At 38.9% G+C, this 24,783-nt stretch carries 19 protein-coding genes; 7 read left to right on the forward strand and 12 right to left on the reverse strand.

Going from position 1 to position 24,783, the window contains the following annotated elements:
- Positions 1-261: 261 nt before the first annotated feature.
- A complete protein-coding gene (locus ACI7T6_RS02765; protein ID WP_404666065.1) occupies positions 262-1,080 on the reverse strand; it encodes a hypothetical protein in 819 nt (272 codons plus the stop codon).
- A gap of 65 nt (positions 1,081-1,145) precedes the next feature.
- On the opposite strand from ACI7T6_RS02765, the gene ACI7T6_RS02770 reads away from it, so the two are divergent.
- The 3 genes from ACI7T6_RS02770 (at position 1,146) to ACI7T6_RS02780 (ending at position 5,137) form a co-directional block, all read left to right on the forward strand.
- The gene (locus ACI7T6_RS02770) at positions 1,146-2,114 is read left to right on the forward strand and encodes an anion permease (protein WP_404666066.1); all 969 of its coding nucleotides are present in this window, start codon (positions 1,146-1,148) and stop codon (positions 2,112-2,114) included.
- 246 nt (positions 2,115-2,360) lie between these two features.
- The gene (locus ACI7T6_RS02775) at positions 2,361-3,296 is read left to right on the forward strand and encodes a hypothetical protein (protein ID WP_404666067.1); all 936 of its coding nucleotides are present in this window, start codon (positions 2,361-2,363) and stop codon (positions 3,294-3,296) included.
- A 287-nt stretch (positions 3,297-3,583) separates the two neighbouring features.
- Positions 3,584-5,137, forward strand: a complete 1,554-nt coding sequence (locus tag ACI7T6_RS02780; RefSeq protein WP_404666068.1) for an NEL-type E3 ubiquitin ligase domain-containing protein — start codon at positions 3,584-3,586, stop codon at positions 5,135-5,137.
- 176 nt (positions 5,138-5,313) lie between these two features.
- Here the strand turns inward: ACI7T6_RS02780 and ACI7T6_RS02785 are convergent, their stop codons facing one another.
- The 9 genes from ACI7T6_RS02785 to ACI7T6_RS02825 all read right to left on the reverse strand — a co-directional run bounded on the left by ACI7T6_RS02785 (position 5,314) and on the right by ACI7T6_RS02825 (position 15,821).
- Positions 5,314-6,516 carry an MlaD family protein gene (locus ACI7T6_RS02785; RefSeq protein WP_404666069.1) on the reverse strand — a complete coding sequence of 401 codons (1,203 nt, stop codon included), beginning with the start codon at positions 6,514-6,516 and terminating at the stop codon, positions 5,314-5,316.
- On the reverse strand, positions 6,513-7,298 hold the full coding sequence (locus ACI7T6_RS02790) for an ABC transporter ATP-binding protein (protein WP_404666070.1): 786 nt from the start codon (positions 7,296-7,298) through the stop codon (positions 6,513-6,515). Before ACI7T6_RS02790 ends, ACI7T6_RS02785 begins: the two co-directional genes overlap by 4 nt.
- A 3-nt stretch (positions 7,299-7,301) precedes the next feature.
- The gene (locus ACI7T6_RS02795; protein WP_404666071.1) at positions 7,302-8,129 is read right to left on the reverse strand and encodes an MlaE family ABC transporter permease; all 828 of its coding nucleotides are present in this window, start codon (positions 8,127-8,129) and stop codon (positions 7,302-7,304) included.
- Positions 8,130-8,280: 151 nt separating this feature from the next.
- The gene (locus ACI7T6_RS02800; protein WP_404666072.1) at positions 8,281-8,721 is read right to left on the reverse strand and encodes a hypothetical protein; all 441 of its coding nucleotides are present in this window, start codon (positions 8,719-8,721) and stop codon (positions 8,281-8,283) included.
- Between the two features lie 13 nt (positions 8,722-8,734).
- On the reverse strand, positions 8,735-9,571 hold the full coding sequence (locus ACI7T6_RS02805; protein WP_404666073.1) for a hypothetical protein: 837 nt from the start codon (positions 9,569-9,571) through the stop codon (positions 8,735-8,737).
- Positions 9,564-9,974 (reverse strand): hypothetical protein, encoded by a 411-nt coding sequence (locus ACI7T6_RS02810; protein WP_404666074.1) that lies wholly within the window; start codon positions 9,972-9,974, stop codon positions 9,564-9,566. The genes ACI7T6_RS02805 and ACI7T6_RS02810 overlap by 8 nt, the downstream gene beginning before the upstream one ends.
- Positions 9,934-10,488 carry a hypothetical protein gene (locus ACI7T6_RS02815; protein WP_404666075.1) on the reverse strand — a complete coding sequence of 185 codons (555 nt, stop codon included), beginning with the start codon at positions 10,486-10,488 and terminating at the stop codon, positions 9,934-9,936. Before ACI7T6_RS02815 ends, ACI7T6_RS02810 begins: the two co-directional genes overlap by 41 nt.
- 117 nt (positions 10,489-10,605) lie before the next feature.
- Positions 10,606-14,067: a translocation/assembly module TamB domain-containing protein gene (locus ACI7T6_RS02820; RefSeq protein WP_404666076.1), complete on the reverse strand. Its 3,462-nt coding sequence runs from the start codon at positions 14,065-14,067 to the stop codon at positions 10,606-10,608.
- Entirely contained in the window at positions 14,067-15,821 is a 1,755-nt protein-coding gene (locus tag ACI7T6_RS02825; RefSeq protein ID WP_404666077.1) for an autotransporter assembly complex family protein, read from the reverse strand. The genes ACI7T6_RS02820 and ACI7T6_RS02825 overlap by 1 nt, the downstream gene beginning before the upstream one ends.
- Before the next feature lie 226 nt (positions 15,822-16,047).
- On the opposite strand from ACI7T6_RS02825, the gene ACI7T6_RS02830 reads away from it, so the two are divergent.
- Positions 16,048-16,629, forward strand: coding sequence for a hypothetical protein (locus ACI7T6_RS02830; RefSeq protein WP_404666078.1), 582 nt, complete (start codon positions 16,048-16,050; stop codon positions 16,627-16,629).
- A gap of 63 nt (positions 16,630-16,692) precedes the next feature.
- On the opposite strand, the gene ACI7T6_RS02835 is transcribed toward ACI7T6_RS02830, so the two are convergent.
- Positions 16,693-18,414, reverse strand: coding sequence for a hypothetical protein (locus ACI7T6_RS02835; RefSeq protein ID WP_404666079.1), 1,722 nt, complete (start codon positions 18,412-18,414; stop codon positions 16,693-16,695).
- Positions 18,415-18,751: 337 nt separating this feature from the next.
- On the opposite strand from ACI7T6_RS02835, the gene hemL reads away from it, so the two are divergent.
- From hemL to acpS, 3 genes are all read left to right on the forward strand, one after another.
- A complete protein-coding gene (gene hemL / locus ACI7T6_RS02840) occupies positions 18,752-20,029 on the forward strand; it encodes a glutamate-1-semialdehyde 2,1-aminomutase (RefSeq protein ID WP_404666080.1) in 1,278 nt (425 codons plus the stop codon).
- Between the two features lie 345 nt (positions 20,030-20,374).
- Positions 20,375-21,391: a PIN/TRAM domain-containing protein gene (locus ACI7T6_RS02845; RefSeq protein ID WP_404666081.1), complete on the forward strand. Its 1,017-nt coding sequence runs from the start codon at positions 20,375-20,377 to the stop codon at positions 21,389-21,391.
- Positions 21,388-21,777, forward strand: coding sequence for a holo-ACP synthase (gene acpS / locus ACI7T6_RS02850; RefSeq protein ID WP_404666082.1), 390 nt, complete (start codon positions 21,388-21,390; stop codon positions 21,775-21,777). Before ACI7T6_RS02845 ends, acpS begins: the two co-directional genes overlap by 4 nt.
- 19 nt (positions 21,778-21,796) lie before the next feature.
- Here the strand turns inward: acpS and ACI7T6_RS02855 are convergent, their stop codons facing one another.
- Positions 21,797-24,610: a valine--tRNA ligase gene (locus ACI7T6_RS02855; protein WP_404666083.1), complete on the reverse strand. Its 2,814-nt coding sequence runs from the start codon at positions 24,608-24,610 to the stop codon at positions 21,797-21,799.
- Positions 24,611-24,783: the final 173 nt, after the last annotated feature.

Genomic DNA, 24,783 nt, shown 5'->3' on the forward strand with positions numbered 1-24,783 from the left:
AAATGATCATTGTTCACTAGTGTATTAGATTGAAGAAAAAAAAGTATATTAAAATGTAGGGAGAGGTCTTAGAGGGGAGTTATCTATAAATTTCAATAAGGTTTTTAGATTTATCCTTATATGAAGATTTTAGCGATCAGAAAAATTCAGGAAAGTGAGAGGTGTTTTCAAGCTATTTTAGTAAAAAAAATTACAACCTAAGGTTTTTATGAAAAGATCAGATCCACCTTATTTTAAGAAATAAGGTGGATCTTTTTTTAGTTATAAGCCAATTGTGATCGTATGTTCAAGATCATTAAAGAGAGGGGATATGACTGTATTTTCAAAGTCGAGAAGTTCAAGCTTAATCGTATGAGAGCCGCTTCCAAGTCCGTAGAGGTAGTAAGGAGTCCACTCTGTTAAAATACGTTCATTTGAGCCATCAATCGTGAGTCTCACTTTATACCCATCAGAAGAGAGCGTTGCATTACTCACTAAGAAATCTAAGAGAATCGGCTGCCTGGGATCAAAATGGCCTTGAGGCTCATTGTAGGTGAGAAAAGGAGACATGAGATCTAAAGAAGCATTAACAATTTTTTCTCCGGTATAAAAGGTAGAGGTTGCAAACGCTTCACGGTTTTTTAAGCTCTCACCAAAAGAGCGAACAGGATAGGCTCTAATGATATGCTCTCCAGAAGAGAGAGTTTCTGGAATTTTGACCATCAAGATTTGATCCAGATTAATCTCTTCACTTCCCATGATGTCATCTATGGCTTGATTGACTAAGAGATATGGCTGATCATCAATGATTACACGAATAGCTTGCCCTTCTGAAGAGTTTCTAATTTCCTTAGCTCTTGCAAAATCACTATCAAATCCTAAAGGGTAAAGTTCAAGACGCATCTGCACATTGACGGGATTTTCAAGATCGATCACTTGATTTTTAGGATAGGCAATTCTTAGCTCTGTTAAATCAGATTCAGGTGTGCTCTCAACAGGAGTAACACTTGGTTTTGGCTTAATCAGTTGAGGAGCCTCAGCTCCTAAGGTGGTGAGCCAGGCGGCTGATAAAAGGCACGCTTTTGAAAGTAGGTTTTTCATCTTAACTCCTTTCTTTTTATTTAGAGGATCTTTTTTTTAATGTCTAGACACGTTATGAAAAAAGAATGAGCATTCTTATTTTAATGGTACTCATTGTACTGATTTTTGATTTTACAAATGGGTTTCATGATACAGCAAATGTGGTTGCAGCTCCCATTGCGACAGGTGCCATCTCTACAAAAAAAGGGATCCTTCTTGCTGCCATCTTTAACCTGATGGGGGCTATGCAAGTTAGCGGTGTGGCGCAAACGATGACAACAGGAATTGTGCATTTAGATGGGCTTTCAGAGATCACAGTGATTATCGCCACATCAGCTGCCATTTTATGGAATATCATTACCTGGTATTTTGCCATTCCTAGCAGTTCTTCTTATGCGCTCATTGGGGGTCTGATGGGATCTTCTTTTGTGAAAGGGGGATTAAAAGTGATTCTTTGGAAATCGATTCTCTATAAAGTGATCCTTCCAATGCTCCTAGCTCCTTTTGTAGGAGCTTTATTTGGGGCTTTAGTGATGTATGCTCTCATGAAAATCCAACAAAGAAATCACTCATTTTATCAAAAAGCTCAAATTGGGTCTTTAATGCTCATGGCCTTTTCTCATGGGCTGAATGATACTCAAAAAAGTATGGGGATTATTACAATGGGGCTTGTGGCGGCAAAGGTGCTCTCTTTTCCAGTTATTCCCATTTGGGTTGTAGGAGCTTGCGCTTTAACAATGGCACTTGGGACTGCAGCAGGGGGTATTAAGATTATTCAGACGGTTGGATACGGTATTACAACGCTTCATCCGAAAGATGGATGTGCCTCTCAGCTAGGAGCCTCTCTTGTTGTTTTAGGAGCTAGCTTTTTAGGGATTCCTTTAAGCTCAACCCAAATTATGACAGGAAGTATCGCAGGAATTACTCTAATGAACCAAGAGGGGCTGCAATGGAAAACACTTTATAAAATGGTTATCATTTGGATTCTTACGCTTCCAGGTACTGCAGGAGTCGCTGCAATCTTCAGTAGGGTATTCTCTTGTCTTACATCTTAATGAGAAAGGCTCTTTTTTCTTAGATCTAAAACGTCCTCAGCTGCGGCATTAGCCTATAGATGTTACTTAAGTAGCTATTGAGATATTTCCTCCATGTGTACACCTATTTGCGTAGACGATAAGGCATCTGGATAATTTCAAATTATTTTAATTTTAATTAAAAAACAATTATGATAAAGTTAATGTTATCGTGATAATAGTAGTCACAATTAAAAGCAATTTATAAACAATATACTCAGGATTTTCATGCATATTCCAAATATTGGCGGGCAGCCGGCTCATGATCTTACGTATGCTTCTAACCTTCAGCATACAGAGTCTCGTAAAGTAATTTCTGCAGAAAAATTATATTGTTTAACAAATATAGAACAATTGCCTCATCAAATTCTCATTAAAGGTTCTGTAAAAATTGATCCTTCTAATTTTCGCTCTTTGGCCCTTTTAAGATCTAAAGATGTTGAAATAGAGGGATCGTTTACCTGTGAGGATATTTGCCTTTCAAAACTTCTTGATACTGAGATGGGTGATGCTGATCAAGAGATGTTGTATTCTTGGTTCCATAAACTCAAAGTTAAAGATAATGTGCATTTTACAAACTTAAGCGCTCCTTTCGCTTTAGCTAATACATTGGAAGTTGGAGAAAATCTCTCTATTAAATCTTGTGCTAAACCTATAGTTTTACCCCAAGTACTTAATGTAGGAAAAAATATTGCACTCTCTAATTGCATGGGTCTTACCTCTCTTTCTGAAGGACTTGAGGTAAAAGGGAATCTAGATATCTATAGGTGTACAAACCTTACATCTTTTCCTAAGAGTCTTAAAGTAGGTGGATATCTCGCTGCCCGTGAGCTTAGAAGCCTTACATCTCTTCCTGAAGAGCTTTGGGTAGGAGGGGATTGTAATCTCTTTCTGTGTAGTGCTGTGACACATTTACCTGAAAATTTTACGGTAGGAGGTTCTCTTGACCTTGCTAGTTGCAAAGCGCTGACGGCTTTACCAAAAGGTTTTAAAGTGGGCGGCTCCCTTAGCCTTTTGGGTTGCGAAAATCTTATCTCTCTTCCTCAAGATTTAAAGATCAAAGGTTTTCTTGATCTCTCTCATTGTACAGGTATTACATCTCTTCTTGAAGGATTTCAAGTAGGAGGAAACCTTAATCTTTTCTACCTGGAGGGCTTCAGGTAGGAGGAGACCTTAATCTCTCTCATTGTACAGGTTTTACATCTCTTCCTGAAGAGCTTAAGGGAAAAAATGCTCTTATATCTCTTTTTGAAGGGGCTCAAGTAAGAAGAATTCTTGATCTCTCTCATTGTACAAATCTTACATCTCTTCCTGAAGGACTTACAGCATGGTATCACCTTAATCTCTCTCATTGCACAGGTTTTACATCTCTTCCTAAAGGGCTTAAGATAGAAGGAGCTCTTGATCTCTCTCATTGCACAGGCCTTACATCTTTCCCCGAAGGGTTTGAAGTGCAAGGAGATCTTAATCTTTCTGGTTGTACAGGTTTTACATCTCTACCTGAAGGGCTTAAAGTAAAAGGTGATCTTAATCTTTCTGGTTGTACAGGACTTATATCTCTACCTGAAGGGCTTCAGGTAGAAGGAGATCTTAATCTCTCTAATTGTACAGCGATTAGGTCTCTTCCTGAAGGACTTCGGGTAAGAGGGATTCTTAATCTCTCTAATTGTACAAGTCTTACATCTCTACCTGAAGGGCTTCAGGTAGGAGAAAACCTTAATCTTTCTAATTGTACAAGTCTTACATCTCTACCTGAAGGGCTTCAGGTAGAAGAAGACCTTAATCTTTCTAATTGTACAAGTCTTACATCTCTACCTGAAGGGCTTCAGGTAGGAGAAGACCTTAATCTTTCTGGTTGTACAGCTCTAACTGCATTGCCTAATAGCATGAGGCTTAAAGGAAATTTGAACTTAGAGGGCTGCCGTAGTCTCACATCTTTACCCAATTGGATAGGCACGTTAGGCATGAGATCTCGATCTCAGCGCACCGTAAACCTCACAGGAACCGGGCTCTCTCCTGCTGTTCTTTCTAGGTTGCAAGAACAAGCTCGGGGTATGAGAGGGGTTCAGTTTTATGTTTCTCAAGAAGCTTTAGAGGAATATGTTATAGATTTTACAGAACTTCTTCCTGCCCTTGAGTTTTGGCAAGAATGCACAGAAGAGGAATCTTTTATCAACATTAAAGAGCTGTCTAAAGAGCTTCACCACAGACTTACTGAAATACAAGATAAAAAAAATCTTTTATCATTTCTTACGCGTCTTACAGGAACAGCAGATTATCATAATGCTACGACTAGGCCGTATCTTGCAAAGCGGATACTGCAGATCATGCAAAGGATGAGTGAAGATGAAGAGGTGTGTCATCATACGGCTTTTCTTATCCATCAAGGCCTCTCTTCCTGTGATGACCTTGTTATGGCTACCTTGAATGATATTATGATTGATCAAATGCGCCGTGCATTAGAACATCCCTCAATAACGGCTGAAGAGCTCAAAACTGCAGGAAAAGGGTTTTTCTTCATGGAAAAACTAGATAAAAAAATTAAAATATGCGTTAACAAGCTTAACTTTATTGATGAAGTAGAGGTTTACATGGCCTTTCATACTCGGTTACAAAAAATGTTAAACCTTCCCATACATATGAAAAATATGCTCTTTAGAAGATGTGTAGCTATCTCAGATGAGGATATCGATTCCATTGGAAGAGATGTTTTACAACATGCAACAGAAGCTGAATTTGAAGTCTTTTTATCTGCCTGGAGCCCTTGGAAACGGTATCAAAGAAGAGTGTCTGTTATAGCCTGGGAACTCCTCCCTACCTTAGATAGAAAGTTAACAGCTACAGATATTTGTCCGTATCTTCAAGATAAGCCAGAGCGTCCTGTCATCTATAATAATGTGTTGTATGATTATGACGCATTCATCAAAAGATATATCGATGAAGGGATAGATGTATATAGAGCGCAAGTTCAAATGGATAGGCTCTTTCGTACTCAGTCTTCTTAACAGCCTCCCTCTGTAACTTTTCAGGTAGTCTTCCTGCATATACATAGAGTTGTATAGGGGAGAGCACCTTAAGAGCTTATGCAACCAAGAGGATGTCCATTAAGGGGCAAGAGATCAAAAAAGCCTTATCTTTGATGAGGGGATTTTGTTCCTTGCCGCTTTCATTTTTTTAATGATTATGGCTTAACACGCTCATTATACTGCTCATTATATAAATTAAGCTGGCTACTCATGGTATCAATTTGCCGAAGAAGGAGGGCAAAATCTTCTTGAAATTGAGGGTTTGATAACATTTCAGCTTGGGGATTTCCTTGAGCTTTATCAATCAGTTTACTAAGTCTTGTCATCGAGAGGTTAATGGAGTCTACCTCTTCTTCAAAATAGGTCTTAAAAGAAGCTGGGGATTTAAGAGCCTCTAGCTGATGAGCTCTTTTCAGCCGGCTGCGTTGCCACCCTTTATTAAGATGAAAGAGAAGTCCGTAGTGATTCACATCATTCATGAGCGTGTCCACTTTACTTAAAAGAGCTGTCACTCTTAAATACATATCATCTGAAGAGATGAGCTTTCCTAAAGTACCCTGAGGAGACGCCATATTTTGAAAGATGTCCTTTAAAGAGTTTGAAGCGTTATCTAAATTTTTAATAAGATGCACAATCTTTTCAGACACTTGATTGTCATTCATGATAGCTAAGGCGTGATCTAGTTTATTCATTACCTGGATAGAACTTGTTGTAATCTCTTGAAATTTAGGAATGAGCTTTTCTTCATTCATCGATAAAATGAGCGCATTGATTTGATTTGTAGCTTTTGTAAAAGAGCTGACTGCTAAAGAGAGTTCATCTTGATTGTGACTGAGCCATGCATTGACTTGACTTACGGTAACATTAAGCTTTTCTCCTAGCTCTGACATCGAATTAAAGGTGTTTTCAATTGGATCAACAGAGTCAGCATAGAAAGGTATTTTATCTGTAATACGTTCTGGCGTCTCTCCTTTAATAGGGGCTTTAGGAGTAATGGATATCGATTTTTCTCCTAAAAGACCAGATGTTTGGATAGAAATTTCATCTGTGGAGTAGACATGCACTTTAGAGTCAATTTTAAGGGTCAGCTGATAGAAAAAAAGTCTTCCCAGTTCATCTGTTGGCTGCGTCTCTCTTGCATGATAAATTTCATGGATTGCTGTCACTTCTCCAATCGCTTTTCCAGCAAAAAGGACTCTTGTTCCTACATTCACTTTATTAATGTCTGAAAACCTGACAAAAATTGTTTGTTTTTCATCTCCAATTGAGGGCTTTAAAAACAACACGAGAGTGACAAAAAAACCAATAGCGGTGGTGAAAAAAAGACCGATGAGAAAGTTTTTCGTTTGCTGTGTCATGTGATATTTTTCCTCATATAAGCGTCTTTTGGAACGGTTGTTTTTAAAAATTCAATGGTGGGATGACAAATATTCATAAAAAGATCTTTTCTATCAATATGGATGATAACGCCGTCTTCCATAAGCGCTAAGCGATCTCCGACATAAAGAGCAGATAAAATATCGTGAGTCACCACAACGCTTGTCGCTTTTAGCTCTTGCTGCGTTTTAACAATCAATTCATTAATTTGCATGGAAGTGATGGGGTCAAGTCCAGTTGTTGGTTCATCATATAAGATAATGGAGGGGTTATACACAATGAGCCTTGCAAGAGCAGCTCTTTTTTTCATCCCGCCAGAGAGCTCAGACGGCATCTTCGTTAAAGCCTCAATCAATCCTACACGTTTAAGCGCATCTTTAACTCTTAGGGTAATTTCTTCTTCAGAAAGAGGTTTTTTTTGCTTAAGATCACCATGATGGCGTAAAAAGAACCCAGTATTTTCTTCTACCGTCATGGAGTCAAAAAGAGCAGCTCCCTGAAAGAGCATTCCCATTTCAATAGTGATTTGGTAAAGATCAGAAGAGGAGAGATTAGCTAGTGACTTATCCCCAATTTCAATGGATCCGCTATCTGCTTTTGAAAGTCCGATGATGTGTTTCAGTAAGACGCTCTTTCCTGTTCCTGATTTTCCCAAAATCACTAAAGTCTCGCCTGGGTAGATATCGAGATTTAACTTTTTAAGAATCTCTTTTTGATGAAACCGTTTTGAAAGATCTCGGATGCGGATGAGAGGCGTTTGCATGACTTAGAGACCCTTTTGAAATTGCGTGTAAAAGATATTCAGCGAGAGGGTTAAAAAGAAATTCGTGAGTAAAATCGAGCAGTAGGTGATCACAACACTACTTGTAATCGCTTTTCCAACACCTGCAGCCCCGCCTGATGCCTTCATCCCTTTAAAGCACCCAATAGTCATGATTAAAAGACCAAAAATCAAAGACTTAATCACGCCTGTTAAAAGATCAAAGAGCGTGATTTGCATCGGCATCGGATCAAAGTAAGAAGAGGGAGGGATATGAAAAAATGTAGAGGCGATTAAACACCCTCCTAAAATGCCTGTGACCATGCTAAAAATAGTTAAAAGGGGCATTGCCACTGTCCCAGCAATAAGCCTTGGGGCTACAAGATATTGTTTAGGACTAATAGCCATGGTCTCTAAAGCATCAATCTGCTCTGTTACATGCATGGTGCCAAGTTCTGCGCAAATAGCTGCCCCCACTCTTCCTGTCACCATAAAAGCTGTTAAAACAGGGCCAAGCTCTGTGATCATTGCTTTTGCAACTAATAACCCTGTCACACTTGAGAGCCCTTTATCAGAGAGCTGATAGACTGCTTGCGCAGCTAGAACCATGCCGGTAAAAAATCCGGTGATAATCACAACAGGAAGAGAGGCAACCCCAATATCATAGAGCTGTCTTAGGCACAGCTTAAAAGAGGGGCGTTTATGACAAGAGGCTTTAATAATATCAAAGCAAAAGCACAGATATTCCCCAAAATTCTCAATCCATCCGCACTGCTCTTTAATCCAGTATAAAAGAGGAGAGAGTACCTGTTTTTCTCCCTGATGATTATGCAATTTCGATCCTTTTTTTATCATCATACAGATTCAAACATTTTTTGGAGTCATTAAGAGTTGTAAAACAGAAAGAATTTAAGAAAAGAGAGCGTTAAGAGTTAAAAAAAGCGCCCCAATGAGGGCGCTTTTAATATGAATAGAGTTTAATCCGTTAAGAGCGGATATTATTTTCCACTGAACGGAGTTGCTCAAGCGCTCTTTCATAGGTTTGAAGGATACTTCCTATTCCAGAAGTCCAAGTGGTATTTTCTTGAGCTTGCGCGTTAAATTTATGCATCTCCATATCATGAGAAATATCTTTTGGCTGAGCCCAAAATCCATTGATCATATTAGTGGTCGGTTGAATGGCTTCAGACGGAACAGCATAAGGAATCCATTCAGCTTTTTGTGCTAAAGAAGACATTCCTGCTGCAAGTGTAAAGATATCAATACCTGTTTTAACACGGGCATGATGGATTTTTTGAGAATACACAGTTTGTGTATCTTTATTAATCTTTGATTGAAATTCCAAACTATTAACTTGAATTTTTCTTAAATCAAAGCAAATGTTAAGCAAGACTTTTTCAGCTCTTTGAATAGCAGACATAGGCATGGGTTCATTCCTCCTAAACTTTTTGGGCAGCCGTACTGTTTGCCTGGATCAGCGACAGTATCGGTTTTTTTAAATTTGTTTTAATAGATCTAGTTTGTTGAATCGATAGATCAAGTAGTGTTGTAAAGAGATCCACATGGTCTTGATGGTATTTAATTTGACCTGCATTTTGAGCGATATGTATCTCTGATTGGCTTTTAATAGTCTTTAAGTAGTGATCTTTTAATGTCGCTACAGCGCTAAGTCCTGCAGGGACTTGCTTAAGCAAAGAAACTAATGTTTGATGAGAAGCGGGTATGGCCTCATGATGTCTTAAAGATAAAGAAGTGAGAAGAGTATTCGCTAAAAAGAAGACCATCGGAGCCAAAGTTTTAAGGCGGTCTTGAGCTATACTATGATGTTGAGAAAGAGGTTCTAAGAGTCTATCCCATCCACCGAGCCTCTCAATGCAAAGATGGAGTGCATTAAGTCCGCCTACGGCAAGAAGAGTCCAAGCATTTTGTTGATTGGCTCTACCATGCGATAAGAGATAAGCGAGGCCTAAGTTACAAGCTGTTGCTGTGTAATTAGCAACAGTTGAAAGTGTTGACCACGACTCTTCTACAAGAGCGCATTCTGCTTTTTTCTGTAAAAGAGAGAATTCTTTTTGAGACAGTATTTTCAGCTCTTGGTGCTCTCTTTCAATGGTATCGATAGAAACGTGAGAGACAGCTTCTAGCGTTTTATGAAAGGTTTGGTAATTTGAGATCAACCGAGGAATGAGGGGTTTTGAAGGCTCAAAGAGGTTTTTAGAAGGGGAAAGAGAGGGAATCAAAGAAGAGGAAATAGAGCTAACTTCAGGACTAGGCATGATTGAGTACCTTTGTTAAAGAGTGAATTTGTTCTAATAAAAGCTCAGTACAAGGAAGAGAGAGAGCTTTTGTAAGCGTTTTTTGAGCTTCAGGAAAGTTATTTTGGGCTATGAAGCACTCTGCTGCATGAAAATGTGGATAAGGGTCAGAAGCATCAAGAAGCGCTGTCATTGCCCAAGATGTAAGGGAATCACTATATGCTTTTTGCATTTGTTGACACGCGGCAAGTCCTTGCCAACCCTCTTTTTGTAGAGGGTTTTGAGAAGAGAAGAGAAGAAAAAGGTCGTGAGCGTTTAAGTAGTTCCCTTTTTCATACTCTTGGACAGCCTGTGTGTACACCATTTGCTCTTGTTGCAACGTATTAGCCTCTTTGGTTGCGGGTAAATGTTTGATGAAGTCCATGGAGCATATCCAAACATTTACGTGCGATATGAAGAAGCTCGATACCCTCTTCAATCACCCTGTTAACGCTGCTTGAGCACTGCTGCACTTTTTGCATATGAAGCTGACTGTGACGGGTTAAACTGGATCTAATGCTTTCTGCTTCTTCACGTGTCCAAGATGTTTTTCCATTAAGAAGAGGAATGTCAGTCAGTTCATACATAGTTTGAACAAGGGCGTGATCATCTGCCATATTGACTGTTTTTACAAAATGATCTTTTGCAAGTTCTGTTTCAATTTTTGTTAAAAAGGTCGTGGTATGAGAGAGTTGTTGTTGAAGCGCTTCTAACTCATCGAGTTTAAGGTGTGCTTTATTTTGAGAGGCTGTTTCAACAAGAAGATAAGTTTGAGAAATCAGTTGTCCTAAATTCGCCTCTTTTAGTTCAACTTGATGTGAAAAATCAAGCTTTTCAGCAGGCAAAGACGGCTCTTGTAACACGGGCGCTTGGTGGATGTGATTTAGAACTTCAGCCATAGATGTCATCCTCTTGTTAAGGTTAGTACAACTATATCAAAAAGAGAGGGGATTTCAAATAAAAAAAGAAGGTGGATTATTTTTTTATTCAAACCCGCTTGATCCCTTAAAAATTCTCTAATAGGTCGCATTCCATTTAAGAGAAAATTTCCCTTGGTTGTTCTCTTGAGTTTCCGCTTCAAGCGCAAATCCTGCTTTGAGAGCCACTTCTACTTTCACATGACTGCTTTCAGCTCCTTGGATTAAAGTTACAAGCACTCCTTCTGTAAGATATTTTCCAATTTGCACAAACACTTGATTGGCATCATCTGAAGAGGTAAAAGAAAGCGCGTCAATCCCAAGCCCTTTTCGGATTGATTCTAAAACATTTGGGCCTGTATTTCCTGATAAAGTCACAATGGTATTAGCGAGCTGCAAAGCTTGAGGAGCAGAGAGCTCTGCAATGTCTTTATTAAATAAAATCCTTGCTAAAATAGAACTTGTCGGTAGAGAAGGGCTTGATTCAAAGATCAGCTGAGGACTTCTCAGAGGTCCTCTTAAATGCACAGTGACAGAAAGATCGGGTAGCTCAATATGACTTGTCATATTGAGAAAATGGAGGCTTTCTGAGAAGAGAAGCTCTCCATTTGTGATTTTAAATTTCTTGCCTGCGCAAGAGAAAGATCCTGTTTTTGTTTCAAGTTTTCCTCCCAAAACAATGGCTAAATTTTGACCAGAAAGATGCACTCTTCCTTCTAGTTCTGCATCTACGCCTCGTCCTGAAAGAAATAAATTGTGCTCAGAATATAGATCTAGATCGTAGTGAATGGGGTAGGGTTTGGAATATTTGAGCTTTGCATGGTGGGATTTGGGCTGATTAATGAGGGTGATATCAAGTATGGGAAGCTCAAAAGGGAGTTGCTCAGGAATGGTAATATTTCCGTGTTTGAGCTTTAAATCGCCTTTAACGGTGGCTTTTTCAATATCCCCTTCAATGATAAAAGGGCCAGAGGCAGTTGTGGTTAACCAATCGAGCTTAATCAGACGGAATTTATCGACAGCCCCTTTAATGGAAAATGAAAAAAGCTCATTGAGATGAATAATACCTGTCATTTGAGAAGAGCCTAGTTCTCCATCTGTTAGCGTGATCTCTTGGAGTGTAATTTTATGAGCTTCTGCTAACGCCTCAATATAGCTATTTTTAAGAGAAATTCCAATAAAGTAGTTATCATAAAATCCTTCTTGAAGCGAGAGAGATCCATTTAAAATCGGTTGATTAAGTGTTCCGCTTAAGAGAAGACGTGAAGAGAGAAATCCGCCGATACGTTGAGAGCCTAGATTGATAAAATCAAAGAGTTGTTCAATATGTCCTTCTACAGTGCATTGACCTGTGAGGGGTTCATCTTGAGTTAAGGTAAAAGAGAGAGGATTTAAATTGAAGGCAAAAGGGAGTGTTGCAGAGCATTCACAAACTTGTTGATCCGTTGCCACAATATAGGAGTGAATTTGCAGGGTATTTTTAGAAAAATGAGCCTGAATATTTCCCTTTGTTTGAATTGGGGTTTCATTTCCAGCAGGATAGATATTTGCATGCTCTAAAAGACCGCTCATGTGACCTTCAAGAGAAGAGGGATCACCTTCTAACTCGATATCAAAAGAGGAAAGGCCCGTTAAAGAATATCTGGGAGAAAGAAGGGTGAGAAAATCAAGGGGGAAATGTTCTGCTTTCATTTGAAAAAACGCTTTAGTCTTGTTAAAAGAAGAAGAGAGTAATAAAGACCCTTCATCAATTAAAAGATCAAGAACATCCATTTTAAATTGCTCTTGAGTAAAATCTATTTTACATGGATTTTGAAGAACAAACTGTTTATCAAGAATCACGCCTTTAAATTCTTCACACTGCAGATGAAATCTTGAGGGACTTTGTGATAAGAGCCCTTTAGAAAAGAGGTGAAAATCTCCCTTCCATTCACCTCCCATCTCAATAGTGTAATTTACATTCTCTTGATTCCATGTGATATGAGAGTCAAAAGAGTTTAAATAGAGCTGATAGGCGTAAGAAGGGCCAAATGAGAGATTTAAAACACCCCGGTATTCATTAGAAAAGTTAAAATGTGAAAAATCTAAATCGATACGGTCAGAAACAAACTCATTAAGTTTAAGCTGTTTTGCAACAACAACACCTTGCCATCCTTCTTCTTTCAGCTGTAAAGAGCCTCCAGCTTGTCCGCTTAAAGATTGATCAAAGAGGTGAGAAAAAATGGAGAGATCTCCAATTTGAAAAGAAGCTAATCCTTGAAGGAAGCTCTCTTTTTGTAAATCGTACACCATTTCTCCTGCAGCCCAGCTGTTTAAGCATTTGATGGAAGACCGGGTGAGTGAAAGAGAGACTAAAGGATCAAAGAAAACAGCTGTAGAAGCTTCAAATCCTAAAAGAGGGTGATCTCCTTTGATATCTAGAAGCCCGCTCCAGATAGAGGCTTCTTTATGTGCTATAAAAGAAAAGAGACTTTTATCAAAACGTACCTGATTGATCTGAAGATCAGGAGCTAAGAGTGTGCATTTCATCTCATGGTCATTGAGAAGAATAGACCCTTTGGCTCCGCCTTCAAGAGAGGGAGTGATCAAAGAGAGTTTATGAAAAGAAACATCTGCTTCAATCTCACTTAAAATAGAGCTGGGGCTAAGCTGTGCATGCCCTTTCACATCAAGGAGAGGACTCTCAAGAGTAAAGGAGAGAAGATTTAAAGAAGCGAGATCTTGGAGGGCAAAATGTGAGGAGAGTGTAAGAGGCAGTGTCTCTTGCACCATGCCTGGATGATCAAACTGTGTCACATGAGCTGTAAACGTTCCTGAAAGTTGAGACTCTTTTTCTAAAGAGGGTGTAGAGCTCATCAGATGCATAAATGCATCCCAAGACCCTTCCACGTGAGATTTCCACTCTCCTGCCATTTGATAAGGCACGGTGTAAAAAGGGGAGAGCGCCTCTGAAGAGCGCATCTCTAATTTGCAATGGGCAAAAAAGTGATTGAGCTGAGGGAGTCCCTCAAGAGATATTTTTAAGTTCGACTCGAAAGACTCCAGGGAAAAAGCAAGAGATAACCGTTCATTTTTCACCCATTTACCGTGGCCTCTTAAGCTGTAGCTATTTTTTTCCTGGGTGACTTGGTTGAGGACATTGATTTGTTCAATATTGAAGTGACGGATAGAGAAAGAGTGGTCTAAGTAAGATTGATAAGAAGAGGAAGAGTTTAATGCATGCGGAGAATAAGTAAAATGGATGTGATGAGCATAGAGAGTATCAATTTTGATTTCTCCTTTCAAAAGAGGAAGTAATGCGATACTGAGTTCAACCTGATCCATATCTGCTTTCTCTTCTTCAGGAAAAATCAATTGAACATGATGGAATTTCCAGCTAAGGGGGAGTTTGCCTTCCATATCTTGAATCGATAATTGCATTCCCATTTGGGAAGCATAAGAGCGTAATACCTCAATCACCTGACCTTTCATCCAAGAGCTTTGAAGAAGCATTAAGAGACTTCCCATAGCAATGAGAGAGCAAGAAAGAAAAAGGAGGAAGAATCTAGGTATTTTTTTCATTAAAATGTTTGTCCTATGCTAACAAGAAGGCGGTACTTTGCATCAATTTCAGGTCTAGGATTAAGAGGAAATGCCATGTCACACCGAATAGGCCCTAGGAAGGTGAAATACCGTATTCCAATACCAGCTGATTGATACCATTTTTGATTCCATTTAGGAATAGAAGAGAGCTCAACAGTGCCGATGTCAAAAAAAGGGACAAGGCCAATAGATGAGGTGAGGCGAAACCGGCTTTCAAAGGTGTAAAAGAGCCCAAATCTTCCTCCAATCGGTTGAAGACCTTGTAACGGGCTCACTGTTTTAAATCGGTATCCTCTTAAGTCATCATCAGAGCCGCCAAAAACCCGTTTAGGAACAGGCACAGAGCTTAAATTAGGACTTAAAATGGTCATACACATCAGTTGCTGAGCTAACACAACAGAGTTATTTTGCGTGAGGGGAGTATAGCTTGCATAAGTTAAGGAGTTATACAGATAATACCTGCTTAAACTAGAAAAGTTTGCAGAGGGGATAACTTTGAGCTCAAGTGTATGTCCTTGAGTGGGATCTAACAGATGATTCGCTGAGCTTTTACGAAAATATAAAGGAGCTTCTGCAAGAGTAAATGTTCCATTAGCCACAGAATTAGAGACTAAAAGCCTCTCTAACTTAAGACCTGCTGACACTTGATAGCTCGTTCCAATACGCCGCTCTACACGCTCAGTGAGATGATAAGAGTGTTGATGATACGCAATAATCGATTCTTGCTGAGCTTGCGCTTCAATGACACAGTCTTGATCTACTTTCCAAAAATCGGGGATGAAAAATGTCGCAGTTCCTGTATGGGTTCTTGATGTGACGTCTCCTTTTAACGAGAGCGTTCTTCCTAAATCTCCAATATTGCGATTTTCCCACCCAAAGGTAAGACCTGGTCCAAAAAATGTTTGGTAGCTGACCCCGACATTGATGCTTTTATGTTTCGTTTCAATGGCTTCAATACGGAGGGGAAGCTCACCTTTTTCACTTACAATCGGTTCATGTGTAATGATAACAGAGCTAAAAAGACCTGTATCAAGAAGGTTTTTTTGTGTCTCTTCGACAAGCCTTGTATCGTAAATTTCTCCTCTATCCCAAGCAATTTTATTTTCAAAAAGCCGTTTTTTCACCCCATAGGCGCCTGTTATTTTGACAGGGCCAAAATAACAGGCATATCCTGGGTCAACACTTAAATGAATAGAAACGGTTTTTAAGAGATAATCAGCTGTCACTTTGCGCTCTATCAAAGAAGCAAGAGGGTAGCCATGCTGGCTTAAATGCGTGAGAAACTTTTGCTCAGCTTCTATGATTTGAAACGTATTGGCTGGGGCATTAAGAAACTGTTTTAAGTACCTTGTTTGTAAAAGTAAGGGGGCATCTTTGGGTTCATCGAGCGATGAGGTGATTTCAAAAGCTTGAATCGTATACACAGGTCCTGGATGGATCATGACAAAAACATCTGCCTCTTCACTCTCTTTAACAACCTCAATTGAAGCTGTTGCATCGTAATAGCCATAGATATGTAAAACTTTGAGAATATCGGGAATATCGGATTCTGCTCTATATCTTAGCGCATTGACAGAGACAGGTTTTTTTTCTTTAAGCGTAATCAGAGATGAGCTTTTCTTAATCGTTTTAAGCGCTTCTGAATCATTGATTCCTATAAAGTGCACATGATAGTCCATAGAAGCTACACACAGTAAAGAAGGGAGCAAGAATCCAAGAACTTTATAAATCATGTCTATTATTGTGCAAAAATAGACGGCTTTAATCAAAAGAATTTCATGTAAATCAGAACAAAAGCGTGTTTTAAGGAAAATGAAAGCCAAAGAGAGGCGGTTAGCTTCTCTAGAGATTTTTTAAGAAAAGGGTAAATTATAAATCCCTTCAACGCTTAAATGTGGACGAACAAATAGGAAATCTTCCATAATTAAGGCATTATTATTTTTTTCGAAAAAGGGAACTATGTCATTATCATTTAAGGTAGATTGGTCTAAAGAATTTTGCATTCGATTTGCATATAAAAAAGAAAATGAAAAAAAAGAATTCGAATTGAACAAAGGCTCTTTAGAGAGTGTTGTTAATTTAATTGCTTCTAAGACGTTAAATCCTATGGTTAGTTATGTGACACGTAATGTCTATGAAAAAACACAAAGCGCGCCTTTAGCAAGAACAGTACACTACGATACAAAAGTATGGATCTATAACCTCGCAACAGTTATGGCTGTTTATCAAACTGCAAAAACGATTTTTTCTCAGTACCGTCTTTTTTCTTTTGTGATGGCACTTATTGCTGTTGGAGTAAGATCTGCTGTTTCAAAAACAATGGATATTGACTCTTCTGAACAAGAGTCTCTTGTCGGAGCCTCTCTTGAAGAAAATTTTAAAAATTCAACTATCACTCAAGAACAACTGACTCAAACAATCCTGAGCTCTGTGATGAATGAACAGCCTAAAACTTGGGAAAAAGACATCTTTGTGATTAAAGGTCACCCTATTTTTAAACGCCCTGTTTTTTTACCCTATTCTGAAAAAACAGCTATTTAGAGATCCTTAAATGAGGTGTTAATCCTTAACACCTCATTTTAAAAAGCAACTGAAGCAAGAATATTAAGCTAATTTCACCCTCTTTTTAAGAGGTTGCCATTCGTTATTTGTTTGGTGCATTGTTTGTAAAATCGTCAGCATTCTTGAAAATGTGTGTTTGATTTTCTGAGCCGTTAAAGGATTGGATTCCTCTTCAAGAATCGATTCCATTACAGCAGCTGAAACCACATGAGCTGCAAAAAAACCTTCCTTATATTTTTTAACAGGATCAAAAGCCTCTTCTATCCGAAGAAGAGAGCGAAACACTTCATAATTTTTTTCATCTGTATCACTCCAACATCTGATATCAGCAAGAGACCTTCCTTGAAGGGCTTGTAATTTGGAGTTCATAATCGTATAAGCTACAACTTCAGCTGAACGCTTCATCTCTTGAATGGATATAGAAGTGTATTTCATCGTCATAGAATGGATATTAGGGGCATTCTTTGCTTCTTTTAATGTTTGAGGAATCTGCTTTTTAAGGAGAAATTCTGTAAATTTTTCTTTGTGATGGCTGTCATTCAAAAGAGAGTGAGCTGACTGAAAGGCGGTATAATAAAAGGGGAGTCTCAAGTTGATGCGTTGCTGCGCACAAAATTCTTTGAAATAGGCTCTCATCTCTGCCCGGGTTCCCATATTGATTTGATTCACTTTGAATTCAGTGACAAATTGACAATCTCTTTCAAGTTCCTGAAAAAGCAGAGATCCGTAATTCTTTCCTTTTGTAAATCCTTTACTGTGCATGAAGCTTACAGCATTAGCAAGTAAAAATCCTCTTGCCAGATCAGCTGGATGCTTGTCTTTAAGATACACCTCAGCAATTAATGTTTGAGAGGGTGTACTCCTTAATATACGGAGAAAGGCAATTAGAGAAAAAGCAGCAGCTGGTCCCATATTAAGCACTCCTAAAATGTCAGCAGCTGTCTCTTCTACCCGGTTTTCCCAGTGTTCAAGTGTTAAAGAGAGGTTCTGATTGATAAGATTTTGACGAATTTTTTCCTCAAGTTCTTTTCTCGATCCTGGATAGGTAGCTAAAATATCGTGTCCTGCAACTTCATGTCCTAAACATCCCCAAGCAATTGCAGAGCCTTCTGCATACCGTTTGGGGACATTGACAATTCCCACTTTCACTCCAGGGAAAAAGGGAGCGCCTGGATGGTAGGCATAAGTGGAAAGACACTCTTCTGACCAATAAGCCACGGGAGACGCTTTTCCCTTCTTGTTTACACAGGAAGCGCCGTCTGCATCAACAATGAATTTTTTATATAGATCACTCACGACTTCCCGTAAAGCTTTTAAAGATTGATTAAGAGAAGTTATTTCTTTTTGTAGAGCAAAATTTTGCTGGATGGCTGTGCAAATAACCTCGGCTAAATGAGCATTTGAATAAGACATGATTCCTTTTTCAATTTCTTGATAGAACGGATTAATAAGCAATTCTCTATAAAGAGGTGGAATACCATCTGAGTAAACAATCGGGTGCATGACTTTTTGAATAGATTGGCATTGCAAGGAAGAATTTTGTATGAGGGAGGAAAAGGAAGCGGCCTCAGATGGCGAAGGTGTGGAAGAAGAGATTTGTTTTATTTGGGATGCCTTTGGTTGAAATACAAAACTTTCATACAGTCTTGTCAGTAATGAAGATGAAGCTAGTGAATGACTCATCAGTGATACAGGATTTTCAATAGCCTGTAATTCGGTCATGACATGCTTCATATTAATTTTAAGATTTACAGAAAGAGACATGTGATTTCTCCTTAAGCCCTATTTTTTAGTAAAATAGGCATGGTTAAAAACAGGTTTGCTTTTTATTTTTTTTATACTTTTTTGAGGAAAAAAGTTTAGTAAGAAGATCTTTAAATGAAGATCTTCACGAGACACAGAAGATATTTTTTTTATGAAAATCATATAAAAAATAGTTTTCTTTTTTAGTGATCTAGTTTTTTAACAAGCTAAAGTTAAAATAACTCCCCATCAAATTCAAGATAATTTTACATCCTTTATCCTCTAGAGAAGAATTTCTTATCACCATTTTTTATCTCCATCTATGTTTTTAAAGGATGCTTCTCTATAGTGATTTTTTATGAAAAGAGTAAAAAGTTTAAGCATTTTCCAAGAAGCGTGTCAGAGGATGCCAGGAGGCGTGAGTTCTCCAGTAAGAGCCTGCAAGGGATTAGATATGACGCCTCTCATCATTGAAAGAGCTAAAGGATCTACTCTTTTTGATGTGGATGGAAATCGTTATACCGACTACTGCACAAGCTTTGGAGCCCTGATCGTTGGACACGCTCATCCTGAAGTTGTTAAATCTACTATAAGTCAAATCCACAAAGGATCTTCCTTTGGGGCCACGGCAGAAGAAGAGGTATTACTTGCAAAAAAAATTCTTCAGCATATGCCTTCAATGGATAAATTGCGATTTGTCTCTTCAGGGACAGAATCTACAATGACAGCTCTTCGTCTTGCAAGGGCGTATACAGGTAAAGATGTGATCATTAAATTTACAGGGCATTATCATGGCCATAGCGACGCTCTTTTAGTTAAAGCAGGTTCTGGAGTTTTAGGGATTAATCCTACATCGTCATCAAAAGGGGTTCCTTCTTCATGGATTCACTCGACACTCTCTCTTCCTTTTAATGATCTTGTCACATGTCAAAGCATCTTACGTGCAAGAGATGATATTGCAGCCGTCATTTTAGAACCCATAGCTGCTAACCAAGGACTGATTCCTGCAAATGTTGATTTCATTCAGATGTTAAGAGAAGAGACTGATAAAAAAGGTATTATTTTAATCTTTGATGAAGTGATCACAGGATTTCGGTTAGGGCTAGGGGGTGCGCAAGAACTTTATCACATTAAGCCTGATCTCACGTGCCTCGGTAAAATTATTGGAGGTGGGTTTCCAGCAGCTGCTTTTGGAGGGAAAAAAGCCCTCATGGATCAGCTGGCTCCTCTTGGAGAGGTATATCAAGCAGGAACGCTCTCAGGCAATCCTGTAGCTATGAGCGCTGGCTTAAAAACACTTGAGTTATTAGAAACTCCTGACTGTTATGAGACTCTTGCCTATCAAACGACTTTGATTACTGAGGCATTAAGAGAAAAGATCAATCAAGAAAAAGTGGATATAGAGGTGATTCAGGCGGGGTCTATGTTTGCTTTAAGCTTAAAAACAGAGGGAAGCAGTTCTTTTGAACCGTTAAGCTTAAAGCAGTATCATTACCTTTTTCATCAATTTTTTAATCACTCTATCTATCTCTCTCCTTCTCCTTATGAAGTGAACTTTGTTTCTTTGGCTCACACGGAGCCAGATATCCATCAAATGTTAGAGGTGATTCGGCGTTTAGAATTTAAGCTGTTTTGACCCCATTCTTAAATATCTTCTCTTAAGAAAATGAGAGGGGAGAGTCTCTCATTTAAAATGATATAGCGGTAAGCTTAGCACACTTACAGTAGAGCAGGCATTTTTAGAAAGAGTGATCGGTCAAAAGAAGTGAAGTTTTATTTTTGAAGTCCATTTTCTTTTGGATCATCTAGATAACATTTTTTCATGAGATAAGGTAAAAGTTAAGCCCCTCAAGGATTCAATAAACACCATATCTTGTTCAAAAAAGGAAGGCCCGTTAGACTGGGGAATAAAGCGGTAATCATGGTGCATATTTCCCTCTCTTTTCTAAGACGATTTTTTTTATGTGTCAGTATCATTTTTATGACACTTTTTATGACCTCTCTTCCTCAAGGAAAAACCGTGCAAAATGGTTTGTTAGGAATCATTTTGGGGACTATTTTTACTCTCTTTTTGATCGGGATGGATCAAATGTTTAAAAAAATCACCCTCCGTTCTTTGAATATCGCCTTATTAGGGTGCTTGATTGGCTATCTGATGGGAAAGACATTTTTCTTGATCTTTGAGGCAGCATTAGAGATCAGCTCCCTTGAAACAAAAGTAAATCCTTCTCTTTTAGAGCTTCTGAAGGTGTTAGTCTTTTTAATGACAACCTATCTTGGAGCGATTATAACACTAAGATCTAGTGATGAACTCTATATCAGCATTCCCTTTGTGCACTTTACGCCGCTTGCTCAAAAGAAAAAAGATCTCATTATTGACACTTCAGCTCTTTTGGACTCTAGGATCATTGATCTTGCGCTCACAGGGCTTGTTGATCATACGCTCATTATCCCTCAATTTATTGTGAAAAACCTTCAGATGAGAGGAGAAAAGGGAGAAGATTTAATCCACTCTAAAGCAAGAGATAGCTTAGAAGTGCTTAAAAAACTAGAATCTATCTTAGGTCTTGAGCTTCGATATCATGAGACAGATTTTCCTGAAATTAAAGAGCTGGGAGGAAAAATTGTCCGGTTAGCCCATCTTCTAGACGCAAATATTTTAACATCAGATACAAGCCGTATTCAAAGTCCAAATATTGAAGGAGTTAGAGTCATTAATTTACAAGCTCTTTCTAACGCCCTGCAGCCTTTGATGCAAGGAGGGGAGCATATTTCCATTAAAATTCAGCGGCTAGGTAAAGAGGCAGGGCAAGGTGTGGGTTATCTTGAAGATGGCTCAATGGTTGTTGTGAATGGCTCTTCAGATAGGGTAGGAAAAACTGTTGAAGGAAGAGTGCTTTCTGTTAAACACACCTCTTCAGGACGGATTGTTTTTTGTAATTTAACTGGCGGTGAAGAAGATAGCTTATTTTCCCCTACGCAAGAGAAGCTTTTATGAAATTTTTAGGGATTGGAAACGATATTATAGAAATTCAACGCGTGCGTGATGTGCTCAAAAGGCAGGGAAAGAGTTTTATGAAAAGGGTCTTAACGCCTCAAGAAGAGATGTATTGCCTTGAGCATCAAGATCCAGACCCTCATGTTGCTGCAAGATTTTCTGTGAAAGAGTCGGTTGTTAAAGCACTTGGATGCGGTATCGGGAAGGAAGTGAGGTGGCATGATATTGAAATCGTGCGCGATTCTAAAGGTAAGCCCCAAGCTGTACTTTCTGAGCATGTGAGAAAGAAGTTTAATCACCCAGTTATTCACATATCTATAAGCCATTGCAAAAACTATGTGGCAACAGTTGCTCTCATTTATGAAAATACCCCTTTAACCTTTTAAGAGATTAAAGGGATTTTATTTAAGAGGAAAAAGAGAGAAGCTGCTGCTGAATCTCTTCAAGGCTATTTTCAATTTGTGTGACAGTTGCCTGCATTTTCTGAATAATAGCCTCAGGTGCTTTTTGCATAAATTCTTGATTTTTAAGCTGATGTCCCAGTTTACTTTGTTCTAAAAGAAGCCTTTCTTGCTCTTTTAAAAGCCTCCCTTTTTCTTTATTTTGCAGCTCTTGAGGTAAAGGTAACACAAGTTTAAAAGGGCCAACAACGGCTGTTGAGGCAAAAGAAGTGGGCTTTTCTTGAGAGAGATATTCAATGCCTTCCAGTTTAACAAGGGCATATAATATTTTTTCATGTTGTTGAATAAAGCTAAGAGAGGACTTCTCAGCAATTAACATCAATTTTGAAGCTGTTCCTGGAGGAATTTGCATCTCGGATCGAATTTGACGTATGGCATGCACAAGGGCATTGACCTGATCAAACTCCTCTTCAATGATAGCATTGATGTCAGAGGGGCAAATCACTTGAGGGTACGGCGCAAGAGCGCACGCCTCAAATTGAAGCGCATCTATAGTCTCTTTGAGATAAGGCTCGCTCACAGATGCTTCAGACGGTATAAATTCTTTTAACACTTGAAAGAGCTCTTCTGTAATGAAAGGAGCCATGGGATGTAACAATCTAATAGCGTTTGAAAGAAGAGTAAATAAAATGACTTGTTTATTATTTTTCTCGTGAGATGAGCCTAGTTTGCCAAAAAGATAAGGCTTAGAGAGCTCAACATAATAGGCACAAAACTCTTTCCAAAAGAAATCATACGCAGTGATGGCAGCTTGACTAAAGTTATAAGAATCTAAAGCGGATTGAACTTCTTTAATCACCCGGCTTAACCTAGAAAGTATCCACTTGTCTTCAAGCGTCAGAAGGGATGCATCTATTCCACTATTTAGTACCATACCGTCTAGGTTCATTAAAACAAATCTAGCGCCATTCCACACTTTATTGGCAAAATTTTTAAACTCTTCAAGCCGGCGCATATCGAGATCAATTTGTCTAGCATCTGTTGTCGATGAAGCAAGCGCCATCCGGACAGCATCTGTTCCATAGAGAGCAATCATTTCTAAAGGATCTAAAATGTTGCCTTTGGATTTAGACATTTTTTCCCACTTACTATACACATCTGAAGGGACCGGAGCCCCTTGATCAAAGAGTAGCTTTTGTTCTTGAGATAGATAGGCAAGAGACCCTTTTGCATCCACTTTCCAATACGATTTACTAAAAATGAGTCCATGGAGAAACACTTCTTTAAAAGGGGGCTTTTGAAAGAAGTAATAACTCATCATCATCATCCTAGCAACCCAGAAAAAGAGAATATCGTGTCCTGTCACTAAAATTGAGGTAGGGAAGAATTTTTTCAAATCAGGGCTCTCTTCAGGCCATCCAAGAACCGTAAAGGGCCAAAGTGCTGAAGAAAACCAGGTGTCTAAAACATCAGGGTCTTGCTCCCACGCATCGGGGTTTAAGGCGACTTCAGGAGGCGTCCCTTCTTTATCATAACAAATCATGCGAGAAGGGTCTTCTTTAGAATACCAGATGGGAATACGGTGTCCCCACCAAAGTTGCCGTGAAATGCACCAATCTCTTAGGTTATCAATCCAGTGGAAATAGGTGTTTTCAAAGGATTCAGGGATTAAACGGACTTCCTTGGTTTTCACAAGGTTAATCAAGGTGTCTTTGAAAAGAGAGAGTTTAACAAACCACTGCCTTGATAAGAAAGGCTCAATCACAGCTTTTGACCTATAGGAGATCCCTACACGGTGTGTATAAGGGTCTACTTTTTCTAAAAAGCCCATCGCTTTCAGCTTTTCAGCAACTTTAAGTCTTGCCTCTTGCATCAGAAGCCCCTTAAATTCTCCAGCTACTTCATTGAGGCACCCATCAGGTGTCATGATATTCAGAAGTTCAAGATGGTGTCTTTCTGCCATGGCGTAGTCGTTGGGATCGTGAGCTGGAGTGACTTTAACAGCTCCTGTTCCAAAAGAAGGATCCACATGCATATCTGTAATGACAGGAATTAACCGATTTGAAAGGGGAAGACGAACCTTTTTTCCTATGAAAGATTGATATCTAGGATCGTCTTGAGAAACCGCTACGGCTGTATCTCCAAAAATGGTCTCTGGTCTAACCGTTGCAACTGTGATAAAATCAAGACTGTCTTCTAAGAAATACTTAATGTAGTAAAGAGAGCCTGTTTTTTCTTCATATTCCACTTCATCATCTGCAAGCGCTGTCTGAGTGATAGGATCCCAATTGACTAAATAGTCTCCTCGGTAGATAAGACCATCTTCAAACATCTTTTTAAAAGCGGTTCTCACTCCTTGCGACCGACTCTCATCCATGGTAAAGGCAAGCCTATCCCAATCACACGAGCATCCCAGTTTTTTAATTTGAGAGAGAATGCTTCCTTCACTTTCATTTTTCCACTTCCACACCTCTGCTAAAAAATCTTCCCTTGAGAAGTCAACCCGTCTTTTGCCGTGTGTTTTAATGAGATGTCTCTCTACAACTCCCTGTGTGGCAATCCCTGCATGGTCAGTCCCTGGAACCCATGCTGCTTCAAAGCCGCACATCCTCTTATAGCGAACTAAGATATCTTGCAGTGTATTAACAATGGCATGCCCCATATGAAGAGATCCTGTCACATTAGGAGGGGGCATCACAATCGTAAAGGGAGGTTTTGAAGAGGCAGCAGATGTTTTAAAGGAGTTACTCTGTTGCCAAAACTGGCTAATCTTATCTTCAATATCTTGGGGAATGTAGGCTTTAGGTAGTTCTTTCATAGGAGACTGATTGTAACAAGAGAGGATACGAAAAGTCCATTAATTCTTAAGGCTGAATATGGGGAAGCGGTGTTTTAAGTCAATATTAGGATATGGCGTCTATGGATAAGAGCGTTTCATCTCTATTTTGTATAAAGGGTGTAGGTGATTTTTATTTTATGGTTTATTGATTT

The sequence above is a fragment of the Rhabdochlamydiaceae symbiont of Dictyostelium giganteum genome, assembly GCF_964291045.1.
In the GTDB taxonomy this organism is placed as follows: Bacteria; Chlamydiota; Chlamydiia; order Chlamydiales; family Rhabdochlamydiaceae; genus PALSA-1444.